General features: G+C 46.6%; 24 protein-coding genes. 9 read left to right on the forward strand and 15 right to left on the reverse strand.

What is annotated here, in order from left to right:
• Positions 1-25: 25 nt before the first annotated feature.
• A complete protein-coding gene (locus CSH92_RS02205; RefSeq protein ID WP_100655961.1) occupies positions 26-703 on the forward strand; it encodes a hypothetical protein in 678 nt (225 codons plus the stop codon).
• Between the two features lie 6 nt (positions 704-709).
• Here the strand turns inward: CSH92_RS02205 and CSH92_RS02210 are convergent, their stop codons facing one another.
• On the reverse strand, positions 710-1,717 hold the full coding sequence (locus CSH92_RS02210) for a M28 family peptidase (protein WP_100655962.1): 1,008 nt from the start codon (positions 1,715-1,717) through the stop codon (positions 710-712).
• Positions 1,718-2,158: 441 nt separating this feature from the next.
• Between CSH92_RS02210 and leuA the strand changes: the two genes are divergently transcribed.
• The 5 genes from leuA (at position 2,159) to CSH92_RS02235 (ending at position 8,219) form a co-directional block, all read left to right on the forward strand.
• Positions 2,159-3,718 (forward strand): 2-isopropylmalate synthase, encoded by a 1,560-nt coding sequence (gene leuA / locus CSH92_RS02215; RefSeq protein ID WP_100655963.1) that lies wholly within the window; start codon positions 2,159-2,161, stop codon positions 3,716-3,718.
• The gene (leuB, locus tag CSH92_RS02220) at positions 3,719-4,819 is read left to right on the forward strand and encodes a 3-isopropylmalate dehydrogenase (RefSeq protein ID WP_100655964.1); all 1,101 of its coding nucleotides are present in this window, start codon (positions 3,719-3,721) and stop codon (positions 4,817-4,819) included. It abuts the gene before it with no gap.
• Between the two features lie 4 nt (positions 4,820-4,823).
• A complete protein-coding gene (leuC, locus tag CSH92_RS02225; protein WP_100655965.1) occupies positions 4,824-6,224 on the forward strand; it encodes a 3-isopropylmalate dehydratase large subunit in 1,401 nt (466 codons plus the stop codon).
• Between the two features lie 5 nt (positions 6,225-6,229).
• Positions 6,230-6,835, forward strand: coding sequence for a 3-isopropylmalate dehydratase small subunit (leuD, locus tag CSH92_RS02230; RefSeq protein WP_100655966.1), 606 nt, complete (start codon positions 6,230-6,232; stop codon positions 6,833-6,835).
• Between the two features lie 181 nt (positions 6,836-7,016).
• Entirely contained in the window at positions 7,017-8,219 is a 1,203-nt protein-coding gene (locus CSH92_RS02235; RefSeq protein ID WP_100655967.1) for a cyclic di-GMP phosphodiesterase, read from the forward strand.
• 272 nt (positions 8,220-8,491) lie between these two features.
• Here CSH92_RS02235 and CSH92_RS02240 read toward each other — a convergent pair whose 3' ends face one another.
• Positions 8,492-9,583: a general secretion pathway protein GspB gene (locus CSH92_RS02240; RefSeq protein WP_100655968.1), complete on the reverse strand. Its 1,092-nt coding sequence runs from the start codon at positions 9,581-9,583 to the stop codon at positions 8,492-8,494.
• A complete protein-coding gene (locus CSH92_RS02245; RefSeq protein WP_100655969.1) occupies positions 9,576-10,487 on the reverse strand; it encodes an ExeA family protein in 912 nt (303 codons plus the stop codon). Before CSH92_RS02245 ends, CSH92_RS02240 begins: the two co-directional genes overlap by 8 nt.
• A 150-nt stretch (positions 10,488-10,637) precedes the next feature.
• On the opposite strand from CSH92_RS02245, the gene srmB reads away from it, so the two are divergent.
• From srmB to hemW, 3 genes are read left to right on the forward strand one after another with little or no spacing between them, the layout of a single operon-like run.
• Complete coding sequence (srmB, locus tag CSH92_RS02250; RefSeq protein WP_100655970.1) at positions 10,638-11,882, forward strand: ATP-dependent RNA helicase SrmB; 1,245 nt, start codon at positions 10,638-10,640, stop codon at positions 11,880-11,882.
• 16 nt (positions 11,883-11,898) lie between these two features.
• Complete coding sequence (gene rdgB, locus CSH92_RS02255; protein WP_100655971.1) at positions 11,899-12,498, forward strand: RdgB/HAM1 family non-canonical purine NTP pyrophosphatase; 600 nt, start codon at positions 11,899-11,901, stop codon at positions 12,496-12,498.
• The gene (hemW, locus tag CSH92_RS02260) at positions 12,491-13,630 is read left to right on the forward strand and encodes a radical SAM family heme chaperone HemW (RefSeq protein ID WP_100655972.1); all 1,140 of its coding nucleotides are present in this window, start codon (positions 12,491-12,493) and stop codon (positions 13,628-13,630) included. Before rdgB ends, hemW begins: the two co-directional genes overlap by 8 nt.
• Before the next feature lie 81 nt (positions 13,631-13,711).
• Here hemW and CSH92_RS02265 read toward each other — a convergent pair whose 3' ends face one another.
• The 12 genes from CSH92_RS02265 to CSH92_RS02320 all read right to left on the reverse strand — a co-directional run bounded on the left by CSH92_RS02265 (position 13,712) and on the right by CSH92_RS02320 (position 23,393).
• Positions 13,712-14,497, reverse strand: a complete 786-nt coding sequence (locus CSH92_RS02265) for a DUF2884 family protein (protein ID WP_100655973.1) — start codon at positions 14,495-14,497, stop codon at positions 13,712-13,714.
• Positions 14,498-14,602: 105 nt separating this feature from the next.
• Positions 14,603-15,097, reverse strand: a complete 495-nt coding sequence (locus CSH92_RS02270; protein WP_100655974.1) for a DUF2937 family protein — start codon at positions 15,095-15,097, stop codon at positions 14,603-14,605.
• 52 nt (positions 15,098-15,149) lie between these two features.
• Complete coding sequence (locus tag CSH92_RS02275) at positions 15,150-15,683, reverse strand: Lcl C-terminal domain-containing protein (protein ID WP_420807484.1); 534 nt, start codon at positions 15,681-15,683, stop codon at positions 15,150-15,152.
• A 2-nt stretch (positions 15,684-15,685) separates the two neighbouring features.
• Complete coding sequence (locus CSH92_RS02280; protein ID WP_100655975.1) at positions 15,686-17,371, reverse strand: Lcl C-terminal domain-containing protein; 1,686 nt, start codon at positions 17,369-17,371, stop codon at positions 15,686-15,688.
• 83 nt (positions 17,372-17,454) lie between these two features.
• Positions 17,455-17,955, reverse strand: coding sequence for a PAS domain-containing protein (locus CSH92_RS02285; protein WP_100655976.1), 501 nt, complete (start codon positions 17,953-17,955; stop codon positions 17,455-17,457).
• Between the two features lie 2 nt (positions 17,956-17,957).
• The gene (locus tag CSH92_RS02290; RefSeq protein WP_100655977.1) at positions 17,958-18,947 is read right to left on the reverse strand and encodes a response regulator; all 990 of its coding nucleotides are present in this window, start codon (positions 18,945-18,947) and stop codon (positions 17,958-17,960) included.
• Positions 18,948-19,075: 128 nt separating this feature from the next.
• Positions 19,076-19,774, reverse strand: a complete 699-nt coding sequence (locus tag CSH92_RS02295) for an LrgB family protein (protein ID WP_100655978.1) — start codon at positions 19,772-19,774, stop codon at positions 19,076-19,078.
• The gene (locus CSH92_RS17405; protein ID WP_100655979.1) at positions 19,771-20,328 is read right to left on the reverse strand and encodes a CidA/LrgA family protein; all 558 of its coding nucleotides are present in this window, start codon (positions 20,326-20,328) and stop codon (positions 19,771-19,773) included. Before CSH92_RS17405 ends, CSH92_RS02295 begins: the two co-directional genes overlap by 4 nt.
• Complete coding sequence (locus CSH92_RS02305; RefSeq protein WP_100655980.1) at positions 20,294-21,058, reverse strand: LytR/AlgR family response regulator transcription factor; 765 nt, start codon at positions 21,056-21,058, stop codon at positions 20,294-20,296. The genes CSH92_RS17405 and CSH92_RS02305 overlap by 35 nt, the downstream gene beginning before the upstream one ends.
• A 229-nt stretch (positions 21,059-21,287) precedes the next feature.
• Entirely contained in the window at positions 21,288-21,626 is a 339-nt protein-coding gene (locus tag CSH92_RS02310) for a DUF3718 domain-containing protein (RefSeq protein WP_100655981.1), read from the reverse strand.
• Positions 21,627-21,856: 230 nt separating this feature from the next.
• Positions 21,857-22,186 carry a hypothetical protein gene (locus tag CSH92_RS02315; protein ID WP_100655982.1) on the reverse strand — a complete coding sequence of 110 codons (330 nt, stop codon included), beginning with the start codon at positions 22,184-22,186 and terminating at the stop codon, positions 21,857-21,859.
• An 85-nt stretch (positions 22,187-22,271) separates the two neighbouring features.
• Positions 22,272-23,393 carry a methanobactin export MATE transporter MbnM gene (locus CSH92_RS02320; RefSeq protein WP_100655983.1) on the reverse strand — a complete coding sequence of 374 codons (1,122 nt, stop codon included), beginning with the start codon at positions 23,391-23,393 and terminating at the stop codon, positions 22,272-22,274.

The following is a 23,393-nucleotide window of genomic DNA, read 5'->3' on the forward strand; positions in this document are numbered from 1 at the left end:
AACAAACCCGCGATCAGCGGCCAATATGTCCAGTTCAGAACAACCACCACAGACCGATATTTTTGCCCAAATCAGTGAACAACCTTTGTTCGCCGATGTATGTAACGCGTTATATGAACGCGAATTGATGGTATTGGCGCAACAGGGCCCTGGACAAGCTGCACTTATGCGGCGCAAGTTGGGTGGACTGTCGCATCATGTTAAACGCGCGGCAGAGTACTTAGTCAACAATCCAACCCCACTCGATGTTGATTCACATAATGGTTCATGGCGCAATAAGCAGGCCAGCAAGAATCCAGCTGCCAGCTTAACCGCAGCCCAAATTGAACCTTGGTTTTCGCAAAAAGCGACGATCGGTTTGCCTGTTTGTGTCAACGTTACTCATTATGATCATCAACACCTCGAACTGGATTGTGTAGATCGGATCCAAACAGAGAATCAAACCTTACATCTCAATCGTTTTGGCTGGTTTTCTTTTGACGGCGCCTACGTGGATGACTCCTCGCATAAACGGCTATTAGACGCCACCGAGTTGCGACTCACATTGCCCAATAAGCGCACCATGGCAGCCGCATGTGCGGGCCATTGTTGGAATCATAAAGGCAAATTAGCTCCGCGCACGCTCACATTACGGGAACTACTGCTTAGTACGCTGATAGATTGGAAAACCTTCACCTATAGTGGTAAGCCCGTTTATTTTTAGCTAGAACTATTTAATCTGCTGCAGAGCATTATCAACGCTGATGACCACACTCAGTGCAGCTTCACTGGCGGCCACAAAGAAATCTTGATCTACTTTCTCAAAGGTATCGGTTGGTTGATGATAATCAGCATGATCAGGTACGCCTAGGTATAAAAACGGGATAGCCCGTTGGTGAAATGCCAAATGATCAGAGTCATCCGTCCAATCAGGAACCCAGCCGACTCGCCACATTGGCCTATCGTGAGCTGCGACTAACCTAACCGAGCTTTCATGTTGAGCAGCCTTAACAACATCTGATAACCAGGGTGTATGATAACTACCCACAGCAAATAAGGTGTTATCTGTATCGCGGCTTAACATATCTAAATTGAGATTAAAAAGGATCTTGTCGGGTTGCAGCATACCGGTGGTAAATAACGCTTGGGCACCATTTAACGCATCCTCTTCCGCATCAAGTGCGGCAAGTAGAATTGAATGTTTTGGTGGGTGCTCAGCGAAGTATTTAGCCATACCCAATAACGCTGCGACACCAGAAGCATTATCATCAGCGCCAGGATAAATCTCTCCATGACGCTCTCCTACATGATCATAGTGAGCAGTTACTACTATCAATTGTTCAGAGGACTCGCTGCCCTCAATTTTAGCGAGCACATTAACCGCTGTACCGCCTAAATATGCAAATGGATGATGAAAGCCTTCGCTACCGGCAGGCGATAAGCCTAATTCTTGAAGTCGTTCAGTAATATAATTGCGCGCTTGCAAGCTACCCGGCGATCCAGGGAAGCGACCAGCCAAACGCTCATCGGCCAACCACTCCACATCATTTAGCAAGGTTTGTGGCTGCATTCTTTGAGGGTGCTTGAATGTAACGGTCTGCTGAATCAGCTTATCAATGCGCTGCTGTTCTTGCACCGTTAAATATCTTAATGTGCCTAACCCAACCAACACTAAAAAAGCAGCAAGAGCACCTACACTCAATGCCAGTTTAAAGAGTCTTTTGGAACGTCTTAACACTTTGTCTCCTTGTTCATGGACCTGACTATTACCTCAATGCGGCGAAACCTCACTACTCTATCTCTAGATTCACCATGGATCCAAAATAAATCGCTAGGGGCAGGTTGAATGGCTAGGGTGCGCCTCTGTGAAGCACAATCGACTTGTCCCTAATTTAGCGATACACCTATTTTTTACGCACTGCGGTTTGCACCAAACATATCAGCCTATGATTATAACCATTCGTTATATTGAGCATTGTAAACAATGGTTGCCTAAGTGCGCGTTAATTTGTAAAGTGCAGGTAAGCAACGTAAAGATTACAAAATGCAAAAACATAACTCTCTACTCCTACTTATTCTGATGGCAGCAAGACTGCACGGGTAGATTGCATCTTTTTCGCAACACACAAAAACCCGTGCATCGCACGGGTTTTTTTATGCACACAACGAGGAGCATGGGATCATGGGCCAGGTAAAAATATTCGATACCACACTGCGTGATGGTGAACAGGCGTTGCCCGCCAGTTTGAGTGCACGCGAGAAACTCCAAATTGCATTAGCGCTTGAACGGCTTGGGGTGGACATTATCGAGGCCGGATTTCCGGTAAGTTCGCCTGGTGACTTTACTTCGGTACAGCAAATAGCGCGGACGTTAAAAACATCGATTCCGTGCGGGTTATCCCGTGCTGTTGCTGCAGATATAGATGCATGCGGACAAGCACTGAGCGTAGCTGAGCGTTTTCGTATTCATACATTCATTGCGACCTCTGACATTCATGTGAATGCCAAACTGCGTAAATCGCAAGATGATATTGTAGACATGGCGGTAGCTGCGATTAAACACGCACGGCAATACACTGATGACGTAGAGTTTTCCTGTGAAGACGCAGGGCGCACACATATTGATTATTTGTGCCGCATGGTTGAAGCCGCCATTCAAGCGGGTGCCACAACGGTTAACATCCCCGATACTGTGGGTTACACCATTCCAAGTGAATTTGGCGGCATTATTCAGCAATTGTTTACCCGCGTACCCAATATTGATAAGGCAACGATTTCTGTGCATTGTCACAACGATCTAGGTCTTGCCGTGGCCAACTCACTAAGCGCTGTTGAGCAGGGGGCGAGGCAAGTTGAATGCACCATCAACGGTATTGGAGAGCGTGCTGGGAACTGTTCATTAGAAGAAATTGTGATGGCGTTGAAAACCCGGTACGCGTTGATTGGTTTAGACACCAACATTGATACTCAAGAAATAACCCGTACATCGCGGTTGGTGAGTCAGTTGTGCAATATGCCGGTTCAGGCCAACAAGGCAATTGTGGGTGCCAATGCGTTTAGTCATTCTTCAGGTATCCATCAAGATGGTGTGCTAAAAGCGCAAAACACTTATGAAATAATGACGCCAGAAAGCGTTGGTCTTAACAAAAACAACCTTAATCTTACTTCGCGTTCGGGACGTCATGTTATCAAGCATCGCCTGCATGAATTAGGCTATCAAGACAGTGATTACGACCTCGATACGCTGTACGCTGACTTCCTGAAACTGGCAGATAAAAAAGGCCAGGTGTTTGATTATGATTTAGAAGCATTATTGTTTTTTGACCAGCAAAAACAAGAGCATGCGCATTACGCATTAGAATACTTGCACGCGAATGCCGGCCGGAACATTGTGCCAAGTGCAACGGTAACGTTAAAGGTCGGTACAGAATCAGTCACCGAGTCATCTATCGGTAATGGTCCGGTTGATGCTGCTTTTAATGCCATTATCCGGGTATTGGGGCACGATGATATTGAAATTGTCGATTTCAAGCTTGACTCGAAAGGTGAAGGTGCTGATGCATTGGCTCAGGTGAGCGTTGTTGCGGAGTATAAAGGAAGACGCTTCCATGGTATTGGACTGGCGACAGACATTGTTGAGTCTGGGGTAAAAGCGCTTATCCATGTACTCAACAATACGCATTTAGCTGATCAAATTGATGAGAAGAAACAACAGCAAGTCAAAATTAAGGGCGTATAAATGGGTGAACACACTATTGCAGTATTAGCGGGTGATGGCATAGGGCCTGAAGTGATGGCTGAAGCCATTAAGGTATTAGATGCTATTGAACAGCGCTTTGCGATCAAGTTAAAGCGTACCGCGTTTGATGTTGGTGGCTGCGCGATCGACAACCATGGGCACGCGCTTCCAGCGGAAACTCTTGCCGGATGTGAGGCTGCAGACGCTATTTTATTTGGCTCCATTGGCGGTCCGAAATGGGACGCACTCCCCCTTGAGCAACGCCCAGAACGCGCAGCATTACTGACGTTGCGTAGTCATTTCGACTTATTTAGTAACTTACGTCCAGCAAAAATCTACCCCGGTCTGGAGGCATTATCACCGTTGCGTGCGGATATCGCTGGCAGTGGTGTTGATGTGTTGGTCGTACGCGAATTAACCAGCGGAATTTATTTTGGTCAACCCAAAGGGCGTGAGGGCGAAGGAGAAGAGACCATTGCCTTTGATACTATGCGCTATAGCACGGCGGAAATTCGACGTATCGCCCATAGTGCGTTCCAGGCAGCACAATTGCGCAAGAAAAAAGTGACCTCCGTCGACAAGGCAAATGTATTGGTATGTTCAAGATTGTGGCGCGAAGTCACTGAAGAAGTCGCACTTGAGTATCCAGACGTAACCCTGGAGCACATCTACATCGACAATGCGACGATGCAACTAATCAAAGATCCTGCCCAGTTTGATGTCATGCTGTGCTCTAATTTGTTTGGCGATATCATCTCTGATGAATGTGCCATGCTGACAGGTTCGATGGGGCTTTTGGCCTCCGCTAGTATCAATGGCGAAGGATTTGGTTTGTATGAGCCTGCTGGAGGATCTGCGCCGGATATCGCAGGCAAAGGAATTGCTAATCCTATTGCGCAAATTCTATCCGCGGCAATGATGCTGCGATACAGTTTAGACGCAAACGATGCAGCAGACGCTATTGATCAGGCAGTCATCGCAACGTTGGCCAAGGGTATCTTAACCGGTGAGTTGCTGCCCGCGGAAAAACGCCATCACGCCAGCACTACCGCGCAAGTCGGTGATGCTATAGTCGCGCATATTTTATCGTCACAGGAGTAATTTAATGGCCTCGACATTATTCGAAAAGATTTGGCAAGCGCACATAGTGCAACAGCAGGATAATGAAGCATTACTTTATATCGATCGCCATTTGATCCACGAAGTGACTTCACCACAAGCATTTGCTGGACTCGATGCAAAAGATCGCAAGGTGCGCCGTCCCGATCTAACGTTTGGCACAATGGACCATTCGATTTCGACGCGCTCGTTAGCATTGGATGCCTGCGGACCAGAAAACCAACTGCAATTACAAACTCTCGCGCGCAATTGTGAGCAGCATGGCATAACGCTATATCCAGTAGGACATCAGAAGCAAGGCATTGTGCATGTAATGGGGCCAGAATTAGGCTTGATTTTACCTGGCATGACGGTTGTTTGCGGCGATTCGCACACCGCTACGCATGGCGCATTTGGCGCTTTAGCTTTCGGTATAGGTACATCGCAGGTTGAACATGTGCTTGCGACACAAACCCTAAAACAAACCAAAGCTAAAACGATGCTGATCCAAGTAGACGGCCAATTGCCGGTGGGCGTGACTGCAAAGGACATCATCCTAGCCATCATTGGTAAAATTGGACATGCCGGCGCAACAGGCCATGTCATTGAGTACGCTGGGAGTGCAATTCGGGCGCTCAGTATGGAAGAGCGCATGACCATCTGTAACATGAGCATCGAAGCAGGCGCCAAAGCCGGACTTATAGCACCAGACCAGACCACTTTCGATTACCTTAAAGGCAAGGAGTATGCGCCACAAGGAGAACTGTTCGAGCAAGCGGTTGCAGCGTGGCAACAGCTACACTCTGACCCTGATGCTAGCTTTGATACGGTGGTTCATTTGGCCGCAGCGGAGATCGAACCGCAAGTAACCTGGGGCACCAATCCAGGCCAAGTGGTGGGCGTCAATGCCCCTATTCCTGCCCCTGAAGAAGCGGCCAATCCAGTTGCGGTTGAGTCGGCGCGTAAAGCGCTAAATTATATGGGCTTAGTGCCAGGCGCACGATTGACCGATACACCGATTACCCATGTGTTTATTGGTTCCTGCACCAATAGTCGGATTGAAGATTTGCGCGCAGCGGCGCACATTGCGCAGCGCGGTAAAGTAGCGCCGGCTGTCACCGCAATTGTGGTGCCAGGCTCAGTCGCAGTTAAACAGCAAGCTGAGCAAGAAGGTTTACATGAAATATTCATCCAAGCGGGATTCGAATGGCGTTTGCCAGGCTGCTCCATGTGCTTGGGGATGAATGATGACATCCTACAAGCAGGCGATCGTTGTGCTTCTACGAGCAACCGAAATTTTGAGGGTCGACAAGGCCGTGGCGCCCGCACCCATTTGGTCAGCCCTGCGATGGCTGCAGCAGCTGCCCTGCGTGGCCGCTTTGCCGATGTAAGAGAGTTTCAGGAGTAGCAACTATGAGTGAACAAGGTTTTCAGCAACATATCGGGCGTGCATGTCCACTTGATCAAGCCAATGTGGATACCGACCAAATTATTCCAAAACAGTTTCTTACCAGCGTAACGCGCGAAGGCTACGGTAAGCATTTATTTCATGACTGGCGTTATCTTGACCAGCATGAGCAGGAGCCTAATCCTGAGTTTGTGCTCAACAATCCAATATATGCAGATTCGAGCATTTTACTGGCGCGCGAAAACTTCGGTTGCGGCTCTAGTCGCGAACACGCCCCTTGGGCACTCGCTGATTATGGCTTCCACGTAGTGATTGCCACAAGCTTTGCCGATATTTTTTACGGCAATGCCATCAACAATCAGCTGCTGCCGGTGAGCCTTGAACCAGGGGCAATGGATGAACTGTTCGCGGCGGTAGCAGCAGACCCTACCCTGCAAGTATCTGTTAACTTGCCGGAACAAGTGGTTGCTTGGAATAACCGTAGCTACACATTCAGCATTGATGCGCAGCATAAGCATAACTTGATTAATGGCTTAGATATGATCGGGCAAACCTTGGTCCATAGCGACGCGATCAGTGCATTTGAAGCCAAAATGCCTGCTTGGCTCTAAATTGGGGTGCTGCGCCAATTATACTCAATCAGCTAGGCCTTGATTTGGGCTCACGGTTAAACACGTTTTTTATAGATGAACACACTGTCGATAAATTAACTCGATAGTTGAATACATCAGATTGTTCCGTTTTTGATAATCTTTGCTACACTCAAGATCTGTGGTGTAGCAAGGTTTATCGATGTTGAAGAAAGTCCCCATTTCTGAGTTAGTTCCCGGCATGTATGTCAATCAAGTACTCAAGCAATCCGGTCACTTGAAAATGCGTTCCAAGGGCTTAGTTAAGTCTCAAGCGACTATTGAGCAATTAAAGCAAAAAGGCATCGAACTACTCGAAGTTGATTTAAGTCGTAGTCACTTGCCGGAAGAAAAGCAACCTGAGGATAAAACGCCCAGCAAATCTCTACGCGACAGGCAGCAGCCACAAAAAATTAATAAAACGGATTCTCAAGCCTTAGCTGCCGCCAATGACTTGTACTTGCAGGCGGTAATGATCCAAGGTGACTTTATTAGTGAGCTTACTGAAGGGGGCCCAGCCAACCTAGAAAAGGTCAGCGAGTTAAGTCAAAATCTAATTGATTCCATCTTTGAAAATACCAGCGCTATTTCCTGTCTTACGCTGCTCAAGAACGCCGATGAATATCTTCTAGAACACAGCATCAACTGCTCGATTTTAATGGGAATATTTGCCCGCCATATGCAGTTTGATAAAGGCCTGATTGAAGAATTAAGCCTTGGCGCGTTGCTAATGGATGTCGGTATGGCGATTATTCCTAGCGATGTGTACGATAAACCGGGCAATTTAACCGAACAAGACTGGCAGATCATCCAAGGACATGTTGACGCTGGCGTTGAATTAATCGAACAAAGCGACGATGTGACTGACATAATCATTGATGTGATCCAAAACCATCATGAGCGCATGGATGGTTCTGGATATCCCAATGGCAAGCAAGGACAGGATATCTCCACCTATGCACGTATGGCAGCCATTGTCGATTGTTACGACGCTATGATTTCTGACCGTGCACACCAGAAAAGCCAGACGCCAACCCAAGTTCTACGTAAGTTGTTAACCGACACTTCATTAGATCAAGCGCTAGTGCAACAATTTATCAAATGTATTGGTGTGCACCCTGTAGGCTCTTTAGTGAAATTACGCAGTGAACGACTTGCCTTAGTCAGCTCTCCAGGTAAAAAAGATCCATTGAGTCCTGTGGTGATGAGTTTCTACAGTATTCGTTCCAACACGCACTCAGAAATCAAGCGCATTGATTTATCCAAAGTGGATGATGAAATAGTTGCAGCAGTGAAGCCGAGCGAATTTAAGATGAATTTGCCAAAGTTCTTCCGGGAAGTATTTATTCACCAAATGCCGGAGTAAGTTAGGTTAAGCTGCTGGTGTTAGGTTGATGGTTCTGTCGATGGTACCTTGCAAACACTCTTTTCCAGGTACCTATCAGCAACTGGAAACTGAATTTATTCACGCTAAGCTTGCGGGATTAATGCTTTGTGTAGCACTAGAACAAACATACACTTGCTACACACCTGAATGAAAAAATTCAATTTGAAGAATACGAACTATTTATCCACGGCATCACATAAAATGCAGCCGCTATAGCAGCAAAATGTAACAGAATAGCCGAAACTGTTCATTTACCAGTCTGTCAGCGCAGCCATAGTAAATAATTCTCCCTCGAATGACAGCACTACACGCTGTGGCTCGATATTAATCAGCTGCACTTGATCATTGACCCAATCGGATTCAAACAACTGCTGACCATTTACCCTAACCCAACGATTCTGCGGTGCAGACGCATACATGTGGGCTGAGAATGACATTGCGGGTAACCGAGTTAATAGCCGTGCAGGCAATTGATCGATGCGTGGGATGTCACTACGCACGGTAACTTGGGTTTCTGGCGTTTGGTCGGCAGGTTCATTTTCAATCGCCTCTAGCGCTTGATTAAAACGCGCCAATAATTCTGCAGAAACACCACTGACCACCTCTTCTGACTGGCTTGGATTGAGGACTCTCCCCTCTTCCTCGCTCGCATTATCAGCTGCCTCAGAGCTGCTATTAACTGATCCAGAGCTCCCTGTAGTTATATCTGCCGGGCTAATACTATTCGCACTTTGCTCCTGTGGCGTTACGCTATCAACGTTACCGATTACAGCAATATCTTGGACATTCGATTGCTGAGTATTATTATTTTCCGTGTTTGCACGGTCAACGTCGCTAGGCGTTTTCGCCGCAGCGTCAATCGTCATTGCTGGTCGATCCGCCGTAACATGTTCAGCATTAGGTGTATTTGCCAGACGCTGAGAAACCCAAGGCGGTAGCACTGCTGCGGCAAAACCAAGGCTTAAACCACACATAACCACCAACGCGGCTATACCACCCTGACGTGCATACAATTGCCACATTGAGGGTAATTGACTGACAGAAGGCAGAAATAGACTTCGATTGAACGACTCACTCAGTGAACTATCCACCGACTGCGCGTGGTCAAACTCTCCCTGAAGTAGCTTTTGTGTCATTGAGGTTGGAACTGCTTCCGGCTCCAACTCTAATGATTGTTCAGTATCAATTTCAACTTTTAACACGCCCATTTCTGCCAAGCCGGTAAGCATGTCTTGGCTACGTACTAAGCCAACCTTACGTATCTTGACCGGACCATTTTGCTCAACCACTTGCGTGATCATCATTCCCGGACGCAGGTCTTGGATATTAATAACTTTAAGCATACCAAGCTCCTAAACCATAGCCTACGCCAAGAGCAGCTAGGAATAGTGCCACCAACAAATAATCAAATCCGCGACTACGCCGTTGCGCCACCACATCATCACCGAGGATCTGTTTTGCCGCCGCTAACAGTACATGCTTTCTGACCATCGGTGCCTGCATAGTAAATGACAAAGTCAATGCACGATCACAGAGCAGATTTATGACTCGTGGAATACCACCCGTGATGCGGAATACAGCTTCCATCGCACTGCGCTGAAACACACTCGGGTCGCCACCTGCGACTTCCAAACGGTGGGCAATGTAGGCCTTCACTTCGTCAGCAGTTAATGGCAATAAGTGGTAACGCGCGGTTATACGCTGCGCCAACTGACGCAACTCATTGCGCTTTAACAATTGCTGCAGTTCGGGCTGCCCAATTAATACGACTTTAAGCAACTTTTCACGATTAGTTTCTAGGTTGGTCAATAAACGCAACTGCTCCAGCACTTCTGGCTGCAAATGCTGCGCTTCATCGACGATCAGAACCGTATTTTTATTTTCTTGGTGGTTACTTGCTAACTGCTGCAAGATCGCATCGGTGAGCTGTTTCAAACTTTGCTTATGTTCTGCAACCGCAATGCCCAGTTCGTCACAAATCGTTGCAAGTAATTCAAGGGCTGAAAGAGTTGGGTTCAGGATCATCGCTACTTGGGTGGAATCAGGTAACTGTTGTAATAATTTGCGCGAAACAGTGGTTTTACCGGTCCCGACCTCGCCGGTCAACATCACAAAGCCCCCACTTTCGCGCAAACCAAAGGTTAAATGCGCTAACGCCTCTTTGTGGCGCGGGCTCATATATAAATATGCGGGGTTTGGCGCAATCGAAAATGGGTTGTCTTTGAGACCAAAATAATTGAGATACATGGAACGTCGTTAAGTCAAATGTCGAGGTTAAACTAGCGGCTTGCTATGGAGATGTCAAAATATCATATTTCGCAATTTAAAGTAGCATAAAGAAGCGTAATAACTACGGGTAATGCTATAATCGGCGCAGATTATTTAAGGTTTATCATTATGTTCGATCAATTAGAGCTAGATGACTCGTTATGCGCGTCGCTAGCAGCCATGGGATTGAGTTCACCGACCACGATTCAACAGATGGCCATTCCCGCAGCATTGGATGGTAAGGATGTACTTGCATCTGCACCAACAGGTACGGGTAAAACGTTGGCTTTCCTCTTACCTGCGTGTCAATTTTTACTGGATTTTCCACGCAACAAACCTGGTACAGCGCGTATTTTGATCTTATCACCAACACGCGAACTTGCCCTTCAAATATACCAGCAAGCGGTTGCAGTTACCCAAAACACAGGCTTAACCTGCGGCGTTATAACAGGTGGGATCAACTACGGCACAGATAAAGAAACGCTGAGCCAAAATCTAGATATTCTAGTCGCCACGCCTGGGCGCTTATTTGAGCATATTGAAAAAGAGAGCGCGGATTGTCGCGATATCGAATGGCTCATTTTGGACGAAGCTGATCGCATGTTGGATATGGGCTTTTCGGCCATTGTCAATCAGATTGCGGCCGAAGCTCGTTGGCGTAAGCAAACCTTACTATTCTCGGCAACGCTTGAAGGCGGTGGTATCCGACGCTTTGCCGATGAGTTACTGAATGAGCCCGTTGAGGTCAGTGCTTCACCTTCACGCAAAGAGAAGGCAAAGATTTTACAATGGTATCACTTAGCAGATGATACCAACCATAAGTATGCCTTGCTGAAGCACATTCTGACCCATGACATCAAAACGGCGATTGTATTTGTTAAAACCCGTGAACGACTGCAGCAATTAAAAGACAAACTCTTAGCCGATGGCTTTAAGGTCTGTTGGTTGCAAGGAGAAATGCCACAAGACCGTCGTAATGCAGCGATGGCAGCATTCAAGTCTGGCGAAGTACCAATTTTAATCGCAACCGATGTTGCCGCGCGTGGTATTGATGTGCCAAACGTAAGCCACGTAATCAATTTCGATATGCCACGTAAAGCCGATGTCTATTTGCATAGGATCGGCCGCACTGGTCGCGCTGGCGCTAAAGGCACAGCAATATCCTTGGTTGAAGCCCATGATTTTTTGATGGTAGGTAAGGTAGCTCGGTACACGCAAGAAGCGTTTAAAGCGCGGGTAATTGACGAATTACGGCCGAAAAACAAAGCCCCTGCGCTCATTAAAAAACCTAAAAGCAAAGTGAAGAAAGCGGCTAAAAAAGCGAAAACACGGAAAAAAGCGAAGGGGCCGCGCCCCAACCTGAGTAAACCCTAAACCCAGTGTAAAGACCATGCAGAATAAACACTTCGTCCTCGCGTCTGGCAATGCCGGTAAAGTCGCGGAATTCAATCATTTATTCAGTGCGCAACAAGTTAGAGTCACCGCACAAACAGAATTAAAGGTGAGTTCGGTGCCCGAAACCGGCACCACATTTATCGAGAATGCCATCATCAAAGCACGACATGCATCTGCACAAACGGGGCTGCCGGCTATCGCTGATGATTCCGGGCTGGTTGTTGATGCGTTACAGGGAGCGCCTGGGATCTACAGTTCGCGCTATGCTGGCGCTGAAGCCAGTGACAGCGATAATATCGATAAACTCTTGGCCGCACTGCGAGAGCAGACGAATCGCCGGGCGCACTTTTATTGTTGTTTGGTCTTTATGCGCCATGCTGATGATCCCGTACCCTTGATTAGCGAAGGCCTGTGGCACGGTGAAATCGCGCAACAGCGTGCTGGGCAATCCGGGTTTGGATATGATCCGGTGTTTTTTTTTCCTGCTCTGGGTTGCACAGCTGCAGAGCTCAGTAAAGATCAAAAAAGCGCTATCAGTCATCGCGCTAAGGCCCTAGAAATATTGCTACCACAGGTAAACGACTATTTTGCGTAACCCTCCGCTTAGCCTATATATCCATATTCCTTGGTGTGTACAAAAGTGTCCGTATTGTGATTTCAATTCACACACGTTAAAGCAGGCGTTGCCAGAGCAAGAATATGTTGCGCATTTACTGGATGATCTTGCCAACGATGCAAAGCTGGTTACTGATAGAGTCGTCGAGACTATTTTCATTGGCGGAGGTACTCCAAGTCTGCTGTCACCTGAAGCCCTTGATTCTCTGCTTAGCGGCGTAAAACAAAGAATCAACCTGGCTAACGACGCAGAAATTACGCTAGAAGCTAACCCAGGAACCGTCGAAGTGGGTCGCTTTAATGGATTTCAGGCAGCTGGCGTCAACCGCATATCAATCGGGGTGCAGAGCTTCCAAACGGAGCATTTGCAAGCTCTAGGGCGTATTCATGACAGTCAGCAAGCAAGTAATGCAGCAGCATTCGCGCGTAGTGCTGGCTTGCGTTCATTTAATCTTGATTTAATGCATGGCTTACCGCAGCAGAGCGTAGAGAATGCACTTGCCGATCTTACCCAAGCCATTGCTCAAGCGCCGCCGCATTTATCCTGGTATCAGCTCACCTTAGAGCCGAATACGCCCTTTTATTCCAAGCCGCCCACGCTACCGGATGATGACATTTTATGGCAGATCCAGGCGCAAGGTCACCAGTTGCTGATTGCTGCCGGCTATGAACACTATGAAATATCGGGCTATGCCAAACCCGCGCATCAGTGTCAGCACAATCTCAATTATTGGCGCTTCGGTGACTATCTAGGTATCGGTTGTGGCGCGCACAGTAAGATTACCGATGCGGCGAACAAACGCATTGAACGGCGGGTCAAAGTTAAACACCCCAGAGGCTATATGCAAATAGGGCGGGAATACACCGACCAGTTGACCTTTGTGAACGAGGACGAGCGCCCCTTTGAATTTTTTATGAATCGATTGCGTCTCTGCGAACCCTGCCCTTTAGAAGAGTTTAATGCGTTCACCGGCTTGGAAATCGACAAGAATATAAGCACAGCACTAAAGCGCTCTGAAGGCCTTGGGCTTATCTCGCTTAACTCAGACACAATGACCGTCACTGAGCATGGGCGCCGCTATTTAAATTCGCTATTAGAAATGTTTGTTTAGGTTCGCAGGACCCAATCAGTATCATGTTGGTTGCTTACCAAACATTATTCTAAACTCAATCTGAAAACGCTCACAATAAAGCTACTTCGTAGCTTCAATAATAATGTCGTAGGCAGCAAATTCTGGGATAGAGTCACGCATGCGCTCTTCCACACGATTCAACTGTTCGATTTTCTTACAGAACCACTTGGCCTTATCGCGCAGGTTTTCAGCCCGCGAACCAACCTCGTCTTCTAATTCGACCGACATTTGTTCTAAACGCTTGGATAGCGCTTGCATACGTTCTTCGGTAGCACCATCGCCGCTGTTCAAGCCACTAATGGCTGACAATATACCGCCTAAAGACGTGCTAATTGCCTCTCCAAGCTGCGCTTCTATCTGCTCATCGACAAAGTCGTCAACTTGCTCTAACGATCCAGGACCAATAAAGTAATGATTACTGGCGTGACGAAACTTGCCTTGGATTTTGTCTTTGGCGCGATCCATCGCTTTATGTAAACGCTGATAGCTATCATGGTCTACCCCGACAATACCCTGATAGACCTGGTCTATGGTATCAATGGCTAAGTCTACGCCTTCGGTGGCCAGAACAATCATTTTAGGCACCACATAATGCAACCCTTCTGCGTATTGCGATACCAGCTGCTCCTGATTGGGATCTAAATCTATCCACTCACCACGAATGAACAATTGCTGACGATTGTTAATTTGCAATACTGTGCGCGACTCTTCCAACACGCGTAAATGACTATTATTGACAACCACGCCGTATTTGAAATCAATGCGGCACTTCATGCCTGCAACCGCTTGTGTTGCGACAAAAGTCATCAATAGAAAAAATAAAGTCAGGACTGCAAGTTTTTTCATTTCAACGTTACCACTAATCTGTGTTGTTAGTTTGGCGTGCGTGAATCAAAATTCAACCGAGTTAAGATAAGAATTGCAAATTATTCGCTCACTGACAGTTTTACCCTAGCGGCGTGCGACCAATCGCATTGTGCTACGGACAAACAGTAATAGGAGGAGATTAGCGCCTATAGCAAGACCGAGACTCCAGAAAAGCTCATTCATGCCCAAAGGAATACCCGGTTTAAAGCGTTGTAATACTGCTGAGAGGTGGTCGAACTGCCGAGGGTTTAGCAGATAAATCAATTGCTGCGGATAATTGGCGAGGGATAAATGAGCCAGACCCGCTTCTAGTTGTTTAGTTTCTTCGAGTAACATCAACTTGTTGTTGGCGTCTTGGCGTACCACAGGATCGGTATTTTCGCTCAACCGCTGCAAAAGAACTGTCACTGAGCTTAGGTTGTTACGTTCACTCAATAACTGCCACTGCTGGATTTGTTGTTGGTTAGCCTCAACATATCCAGCTAAATATTGAATATATTGGGTGGATAGCACCGGAACTTGCAATAAAGCAATCAACAACAATGCGAACCATAGCTTATTGACCGTATCTTTGAACATGGCTTGTGCGGCTCTGAACTGAATACTTAAAGACGACTATGATGACCCCTAGTTACTCATTTGGCAACGCAGTGCGCACAAGCCGCACAAAAACAAAACGATCTTTCTCTTTAATCGAATTACTGCTGTTAAAAAAAGCGACAACCCAAGCTCGCTGAGGATCAGCGACTGATGGGGTTGAAGTCCAAAAATCATCGGCAGGCGTGTCTGGAAAAAACTGTTCGTTGATGGAAGGACGAACACAGCGCCGTTCAGTTAAGGTCGCTAATTCTTTCAGATTGGGAACTCGCCAACCTTGCGTGTTTTCAATTTCAAAACCGTGTGCGGCTTGCAACGCTTGTTGCCAAGTCAATTGCAAGGCATCGCCCTCGCAACTATTGCCATCCCAAGTCTGGCCAACAGCACACCGCATCCATATCAGTCCAGTTCTGGAATGCTTAATTTGCTGCGTAGTGAGTTCACTAAATTCGGCGCTTGGCGTTGTTTCTGGACTATTTGATAGACATTCTTGCCCCATGGCTACCGGTGCGACCATTGCAACGATTGAGTATTTAAGTATACGGATCCAAGGTATATTATTTAGCATGATTACCGTCCAGCCCTAACCAAACGTATTTTTACCGCTGATTGTTTATTTAGAAAGTTGTCTGTTCCGCTAGCAAAATCAATTGCCCAAGCGCTACGCGCCTCGTCATCCTGCACACCATCAGCATTCGGCTGAGATGTCCAATACCACAAAGGTGCTGCATTTATATCGCCGCTAAACGGAAAGTAATCCGCATCGACCATCGGCATGTTACTCAAACCATAGTGGACGATGGATAACAACTCATCGTGACGAGGCAGTCGCCAGTCGAAAAATCCGCAAAGGCCTTCAGCATTTACCGCTTGTACAAAATCAGTTGTATTGCAATTCGGCAACGTACACTGGGTATCGGGCCCATTAAGAACTCCCTCAAAGCCACCATTATCCTCTTCTTGGTACCAGCTGTAAGTGTTGTCGTAGGCATGTAGACCTGGATCTTCAGTTTTAATTTCCCACACCAAGCCAGTGATATTATCGCGTACACAGCGCCAAGGCTGAGCGATGTCATCCACTTCATCACCGTTTTGGTTTAGGCGGGTAAAATCGAATCCTTGGTCGCCTCTACCAGCTTTTTCCAATTGTCCATTGGCAGCAATCATATCCTGCCCGCGTTGACCATCTTGTCCTGGATAGTCACCTTGGTGCACGCTGGTGTTTTGACTAAGAGTGGCCTGCTGACTGACCCCAGTATCATTTAATGCTGTTATTGGTTGCGGCCTCACCTGCACAATAAGAGTGTCTTCCACTTGGTTTGCGAATGCATCGGTCGCACTGAGACTAAAACGTACATTAGTTAGGCTACTAACTTGTGGAGCCACAGCATAGGTCTGGCGGATGGTTGGCGAATCAATCGCGACAACTTGGCCACTATCTACACGCCAGAGCACTTCAAGCGGCTCTGCACGCGGAACAGAAGTCGTTGCAGTACCATTCAGAATAATGGTTTCGCCACTAAAGACCGCATGATCAGCGCCAGCTGTTACTTGTGGGATGGTGTCTGATTCACTTTGAATGAAAAAACTAATTTCGTCACTGGATTGAGCTCCTTCGCTATCGGTAACTGTTAAGCGAAAATCCAGTTGTTGCGATTGCAAAGCGATTGGCGTAGTGATTGATAAGGTCACCGCATCAGTGACCACACCGTCAAGTACATCTGCACCGGCAAGCTGTTGCCACTCATAGACAACAATTGCATCACTGCTTGCATTATCTGGGTCATTGCTGCCACTGCCATCTAAAAGTAAAGTTTCTCCGGCGGGGTATATACCATTGTCGAGTCCAGGCCAGGGTTCCAATTGAATATCCGCGACAGGTGCTTCATTGATTGGCGCAACCGAAATTATAGTTTCATCAGAAACAGTGTTACCTGAATCGTCAGTTACTCGAAGAGTCAAGGTATATGGTGTTATCTCGGTCACTTCTGGAGCCACAAACGTTGCGTTAGACACCGTGCGGTCAGGATGGTCAATGGTCACGGTTGGTGAAGCCGTCCATGTATAACTAAGACTCGTGCTATCTGATTGGACTTGGCCCGATAAAACAACGGTGGAGAGCTCAGAAACTTGACGATCGGGCCCGGCGTTGACAAACAATGTTGAACCCGGTGCGTCGCTTGAGCCACCGCCGCACCCGGTTAATACTGTGAGCCCCCAAATTAATAAAATGTACCTACAAACAGCTTGAACCATAAATAGAAAATCCGCAGAACGTTCCGCTATGATCAAAGCAAATCACTTGCCAGAATGGCTAACTAGCACATTGCACAGTGAAATTAAGCACGCTTAGCATTAGCTCGGCGCTCACTATCTTCGCTAACGCTGACTTGTAAAGACTCTAATTGTTTCTTGCCCACGGCAATATCAGTAACATCGTAAATCATCATACTGATATTCTCGACGACTCCGGTAGCAGAAACTAAAGGGGCCAAGGTGATATTTTGGTACATATAATCTTCACCGCCGGTAATCGGTCGGTAATTAGGAAATTGCAACAAATAGGGGCGTTGCTCCCAGGTCATAAATGCCCTAGTACGCAACTCAAACACAGGTTTACATTTTTGCGCAAACCAGTCCTGGCTAATTTTGGGAAACAGTTCGAAAATAGATTTATTGCGCACTTCACTGGGTAACAAGCCACTGTGACTTTCCATAAACCCATTCCAGACTTTTATCTTGAATTCACGATCCAACACCACAATCCCAACATCGACCGTTTGCAACATATCCATCATCCAATGGAATTCAAGCAGTTCTTTCAGGTTTTCATCAGCCATTGTTAATCCTCGAGCAGATGCGCCAACTTGGCATTCATGGTTGTCATCGAGTCTTCAGTAAATAACAGCACCAAATCGCACTGCACATTATACCCCTCGAGTCCGTAACTAAGCTCAATTGCTAACGTGCGTTTCCATTTCATTTTATTCGCGTTAATGATGTCACTGACACTTTGGTGTTGACCCAGCACAACCGGATGCCCTTGACTAAACGCTAAGTCCATCTGCGTAGCAAGACCTGATAAGCATGTACCAATGAGAATACTCGCGGCATCCATCAAAACTTCAAGTTGCAATTGGTCGTCGACTTCGCCATCGATATTTAAGATCTTGGCGAAATCTCCAAATGAGGAATCACTCAGAATACATAGGGCCTCGCCACTGACTCCCGGTCCCAAAAAACCCTGACAGACAGCCGAAACTTGCTCGTGGGTTTCGATATCTGACAGCATCATATGTAATTCAGAGACTTCAATAAGATTGACGTTAGGGATAGGGAGCTCCACGAATACGTTCATGATCCGCGCCAAGTGATCGCCAGCTTGGCCCATTGCTATATTGGTAATCTCTTGATAACAATCACGAATTTCAGGATCCAGCTCTGGAGCTTCGCTTTCTTCAGTTTGTGTTTTAAGGATCTTGTTAGTGGTAAGGACTTGTTGCAGCACCGCTGCATTTACCGGCTTTTTGATAAAATCCACCGCTCCCAGCTTTTTAACCCGTTCATGGGCTTCGGGCTGAATATCGCCGGAAATAACAACAACCTTGGTGGGCAACGCCTTATCCTTAATCGCTTTAAGGGTCTCGTAGCCATCCATAACGGGCATATTCAAGTCGAGTAATAGGAGTTGCCCTTTACCGCTTTCCAGAGCTTCTATCGCTTCACGCCCGTGCTTAGCAAAATGCACCGCTACTTCCCAATCTTGTGGTAAACACTTAGCGACTTGCTTTCGAGCCACTAAAGAGTCATCACAAATTAATACCGAGTACATCGTTGATTACACCTCAAACGCGAAATGAGTCTGGTTGCGCTGTGTTGTTAAGTATTAGCCGAGTGCAGCAATATTGCCAATGCAATTCGCTACATGTAGTTAACGGCTATTCTTTGTTCAGCTTTAGCTTAACCATTGGCAAAGATGAGTGGTAAAACAATAGCGGTAAACACACCATTGAGGCACAAAGACAGCGAAGCCAAGGCGGCTGTAGTTGAATTTATCTGTAAAGCACGCGCAGTACCTACTGCATGAGCTACCGTCCCTAACGCAATGCCTTGGGCCACACTGTTGCCTGGGCTCAACCACTTAAAAACCCAGGGCGACACAATAGCGCCAACGATTCCGGTTAGAATCACGATAACCGCGGCCATTGCAGGGACTCCACCAATAACCTCTGCCACATCCATGGCTAGCGGGGTAGTAATTGATTTAGCGAGGATAGTCATTTGCAGACTTACTTCAGGGTCAAACAGTTTAACTGTCACAAGAGCAAGTAATGGTGCAATGATGCCACCTAACAAGATAGGAATAACCACTCGCCAACCAAGGGTTTTCACCACATGTAATTGTCGGTACATAGGCACCGCTAAAGCGACCGTTGCGGGACCTAGCAACCAGTTTAACAAGGCAACATAGCGCTGATAACCTGCAACGTCTTGGTCGACAAGCACTAATACCAAACCGACCAGAAGTACGGTGATAATAATTGGATGAAACAATAAATTACGACCACTGACTCTAAAGACTTGTAGTGCTAACCAATAACAAACACCGGTAACAGCAAGCCACAAGAGCGTCTCGAGTATCGCGGTTAAATCATTCATGGACCTCTCCGCGTCATGCGATTGGCAATAAACGTCACTACAATCATCGCTAAAATTGTTGCAACTATTATCACAGCCACAAAACTTGGCCATTGCGCTATTAACGTGGCTCTAAAATGCCATATTCCGATCACCGCGGGCACAAAAAACAACGCCATATGCGCAAGTAAAGGTGCAGTCGCCTGTTCAATTATTTGGGGTACCCTGCGGCTAATCAAAAGCAGGCAAAGCAGTAGTAATAGCCCTATGAGAGCGTTTGGTAACGGGATCGGTAATATTGGCGCAAGCCAACCACCGGCTAAGTAGCAAGCAACAACAACTAGCAATCCCGCTAGAGCTCTTAAAAACGAAAGCAGGTGAGATCTCACAATAGTGATATACCGTTGGCAATGATAAGAAATGTTAACCAATAATGTGCAATGAAACCATGAGCAATATTGCGAAGCAGTTAGCTTAAGGAGATTTAAGTACCCCGAATGTTGCCGCCTAAGATAGCTTGATAGCTCTGCTATCAGGCGACTAATTGGTTGCAAGCAGCGCTTCGTTTGCCTCATCGATCAACATTTTATATTTACGACTCACGCGCAAGGTTTGTTGATCAGAAAGGCGCAATTGGTAGCTGCCATTAGCGTTGGGTTGACAACTGGTGACGTGCTGAAGATTGACTAAGCTAGAGCGATTAATGCGCACAAAATGATGGCTACACAGTTGTTGTTCCAACGCTTTTAACGTGGCGCGGATAATGTGGTTGTTATCTCGTGCATGAATACACATATAATCACCTGCGGCTTCAATCCAGAAAATATCAGCCACAAGTAAATTAAGCCATGAAGAACCATTGCGAAATTGAACTTTGGCAGCGGGCTGTGGCGCATGCACCTGTGACGAGGTATTAGTTACAGACGCTGCATCACGGCGTAGATACCAGTGTTCAACTTTCGCCAGAGCGCGTTTCACCTGCGGGGTTTGCAAAGGCTTAATCAAGTAATCTAAGACTGGATAATCAAAGGCTTTGAGGGCAAATTGGGCGTGTCCTGTAGTAAAGACAATCGGTGGTAACGAAGCCTTTTCTGCTAACAGAGAATCGAGAAAACCGAAACCACTCACACCTGGTAAATCAATATCCAAAAAGATTGCATCAATATGTTTGTTGTTTAAATGGTGCCGGGCTTGTTGTGTATCTTCGCAACAAAAACTAACCATATCAGCGCATGCATAGGTGAGCTGCAGTTGCAATGCTTGTCTTGCGGCGTGGTCATCATCGATGATTAGAAAAGAATACACTTAACTGATTACCTGCGATTTTGCGAAAAAAAGGGCTGTTTGTTTCCAATCAGCCCAACATACCAGGAATAAATACACACTTACTGCTATATGTATTGGCCGGTTCACTACGCCGACACTTAAACTATAGTCGACAGTTCAATTCCTTCCATAGCGATGTGATTAGATATCGATGTTGAGGGGTGAACTGCCCGAATTACGACAAAATGTGTCGAATTTACATTTTCACTCACTCAAATCGCTTCGCCGTTAACATTTCGGTGTTCACTCTGGACTTGCGCGCCAGTAGGGCTGCTGTTGCCTCTGCATTATGGCTCAGCGCGAAATCCTGCGCAGACTCACCGTTACATACCAATCCTTCGTTCACTTGCTGATAGGTTAAGCGACTGCGCTTTACCGCTCGATGTAAGGCTAACTTGCTATCACTTTTAAGCGCGACACAGATGTTCACCAGGTCTTTCTCGAGCCCGGAATCCATCACCGTTGCACTAACAGGCAAGCTCATAAATACTACTGCTGTCGCAGCGGTGCTAAAGTTCATCAATTTACGTACGGTTGTTCTCATCATTTTTTCCTCTTATCTGCACAATGGGATAGGTGCAGAACAAACCCTAATCAAAGAACCCGCACCGCGCCTGCGATTTGCGGCTAAAGCAACTTATGTGCGACAAGGCGATAAACGCGCTGATGATTACGATAATTGGTCTGAAAGGAATGGAAACTGGACTTGCTCAGGACATATTTTGTAACGCGCGCAGAAATTCCCCCCAAAAAAAGGACGATAAATCGTCCTTCTCTCTATAGTGCGCTATCGAGGTGAATTTTTATAAATAGTGGAGTGCCTACCTTTGAATAGTCGATTTTATATTCCTTGCCGTTTAACGTTTGGATAAACAACAAGGTTTTCTCATCACCAAATACATCGCTGGTAGTTACGTCAACTAATTCCATGTCCATCATTTTTGCTTCGCGCTTATTATCTGGCACTTTGCCTTCATACTGTTTTATGCCGCGATGCGTTACGACTACTGGCGGAAAATCATCGCCGTTTAAGATCAGCAAGTCTAGCTTACGAATTTTATGAATGATGGTGTTACGCCCACTCACCAAAAATGGCTTTTCTGTCATTATTATTATCTCCACGCACGAATATGACTTTTATTTCCCCTGAAGATAGCAAAGAATAATCTTTGATGCACTAGCTAATGTGCGCTTAGTCCCTGATAGTTGGTGGGTTTAGTGGTGCATGCACACGCGGATCACGTAAAAACTTATGATCGGTCAAGCTTAAAAGGAAAGCTTTCAGATCAGTATGTTGTTCTGGTGTTAATTCAAAGCCCTGCATAAAAGGACTTTTCAGTGGACTGTTTACACCTTCGCCGCGGCCACCGGCCGCATAAAAAGCGATGACGGCATCCAATGTAGGCAAACTGCCGTCGTGCATATAGGGTGCTGTTTGCGCAATATTTCTCAAGGTCGGTGCGCGGAATCGCCCCATGTCTCGTGGCTCTAATGTGATTTCAATTAAGCCTTGATCCCGATCCGGATAACTCCCCTTCCCATCTAAATTATATAACCCGGTGTTATGAAAAGGCTTTAGATCCAATTGTTGAAATGCATGCTGGCTCGATTGGGTAAAATTAAAACCTCCATGGCAATGAAAACATTCAAGTCGTTCAGAGAAAAACAACTCCATCCCACGCAGTTCTGATGGCGAAAGAGCACCGTCAATTTGTCGATAAGCGTAATCATCAAAAGCAGAGTTAAATGACACCAAACTGCGCACATAACTGGCCAGTGCCTTTACTATGCGGTCGAAGGTAATGCTGTTATCCCCATATGCGGCATTAAACATTGCGTGATAATCGTCTGTGGCAAAGCGCGCGAGGACTTTTTCTTCATTACCCGTGATCCCCATTTCAATCGGATGCTCACCGAATAGCGGGATCAACAGCTGTTGCTCGATGGTTTTCAATCCAGAATGGGCCCATGTTAGGCTGCCATTATAGGCCACATTAACCAGAGCCAGCGCATTGCGGCGCACGGGTTCCCCAGTCGATCCAGACGAAGTCAGTCGTGGCTCTGCAAAAGCATGCTCAGGCATATGGCAAGTACTACAACTCATCGCACCATTGCCACTCAATCCTGGTTCGAAGAATAGAGCTCGTCCCAAAGCCACTTTCTCTTCGGTCATTGGATTGTCTGCAGGCACATTCGGTTGCGGAAAACCTTCGGGAAGTTGCCACTGGTAGGGGGTTGGTGATGTTTTGATAACGCTGTAAAAAGCACTTACAGCAATCAGCACAAGAACAAGTAACACTAACAATCGCTGCAT

The organism is Neoalteromonas flava (genome assembly GCF_002807685.1).
In the GTDB taxonomy this organism is placed as follows: domain Bacteria; phylum Pseudomonadota; class Gammaproteobacteria; order Enterobacterales; family Alteromonadaceae; genus Alteromonas_E; species Alteromonas_E flava.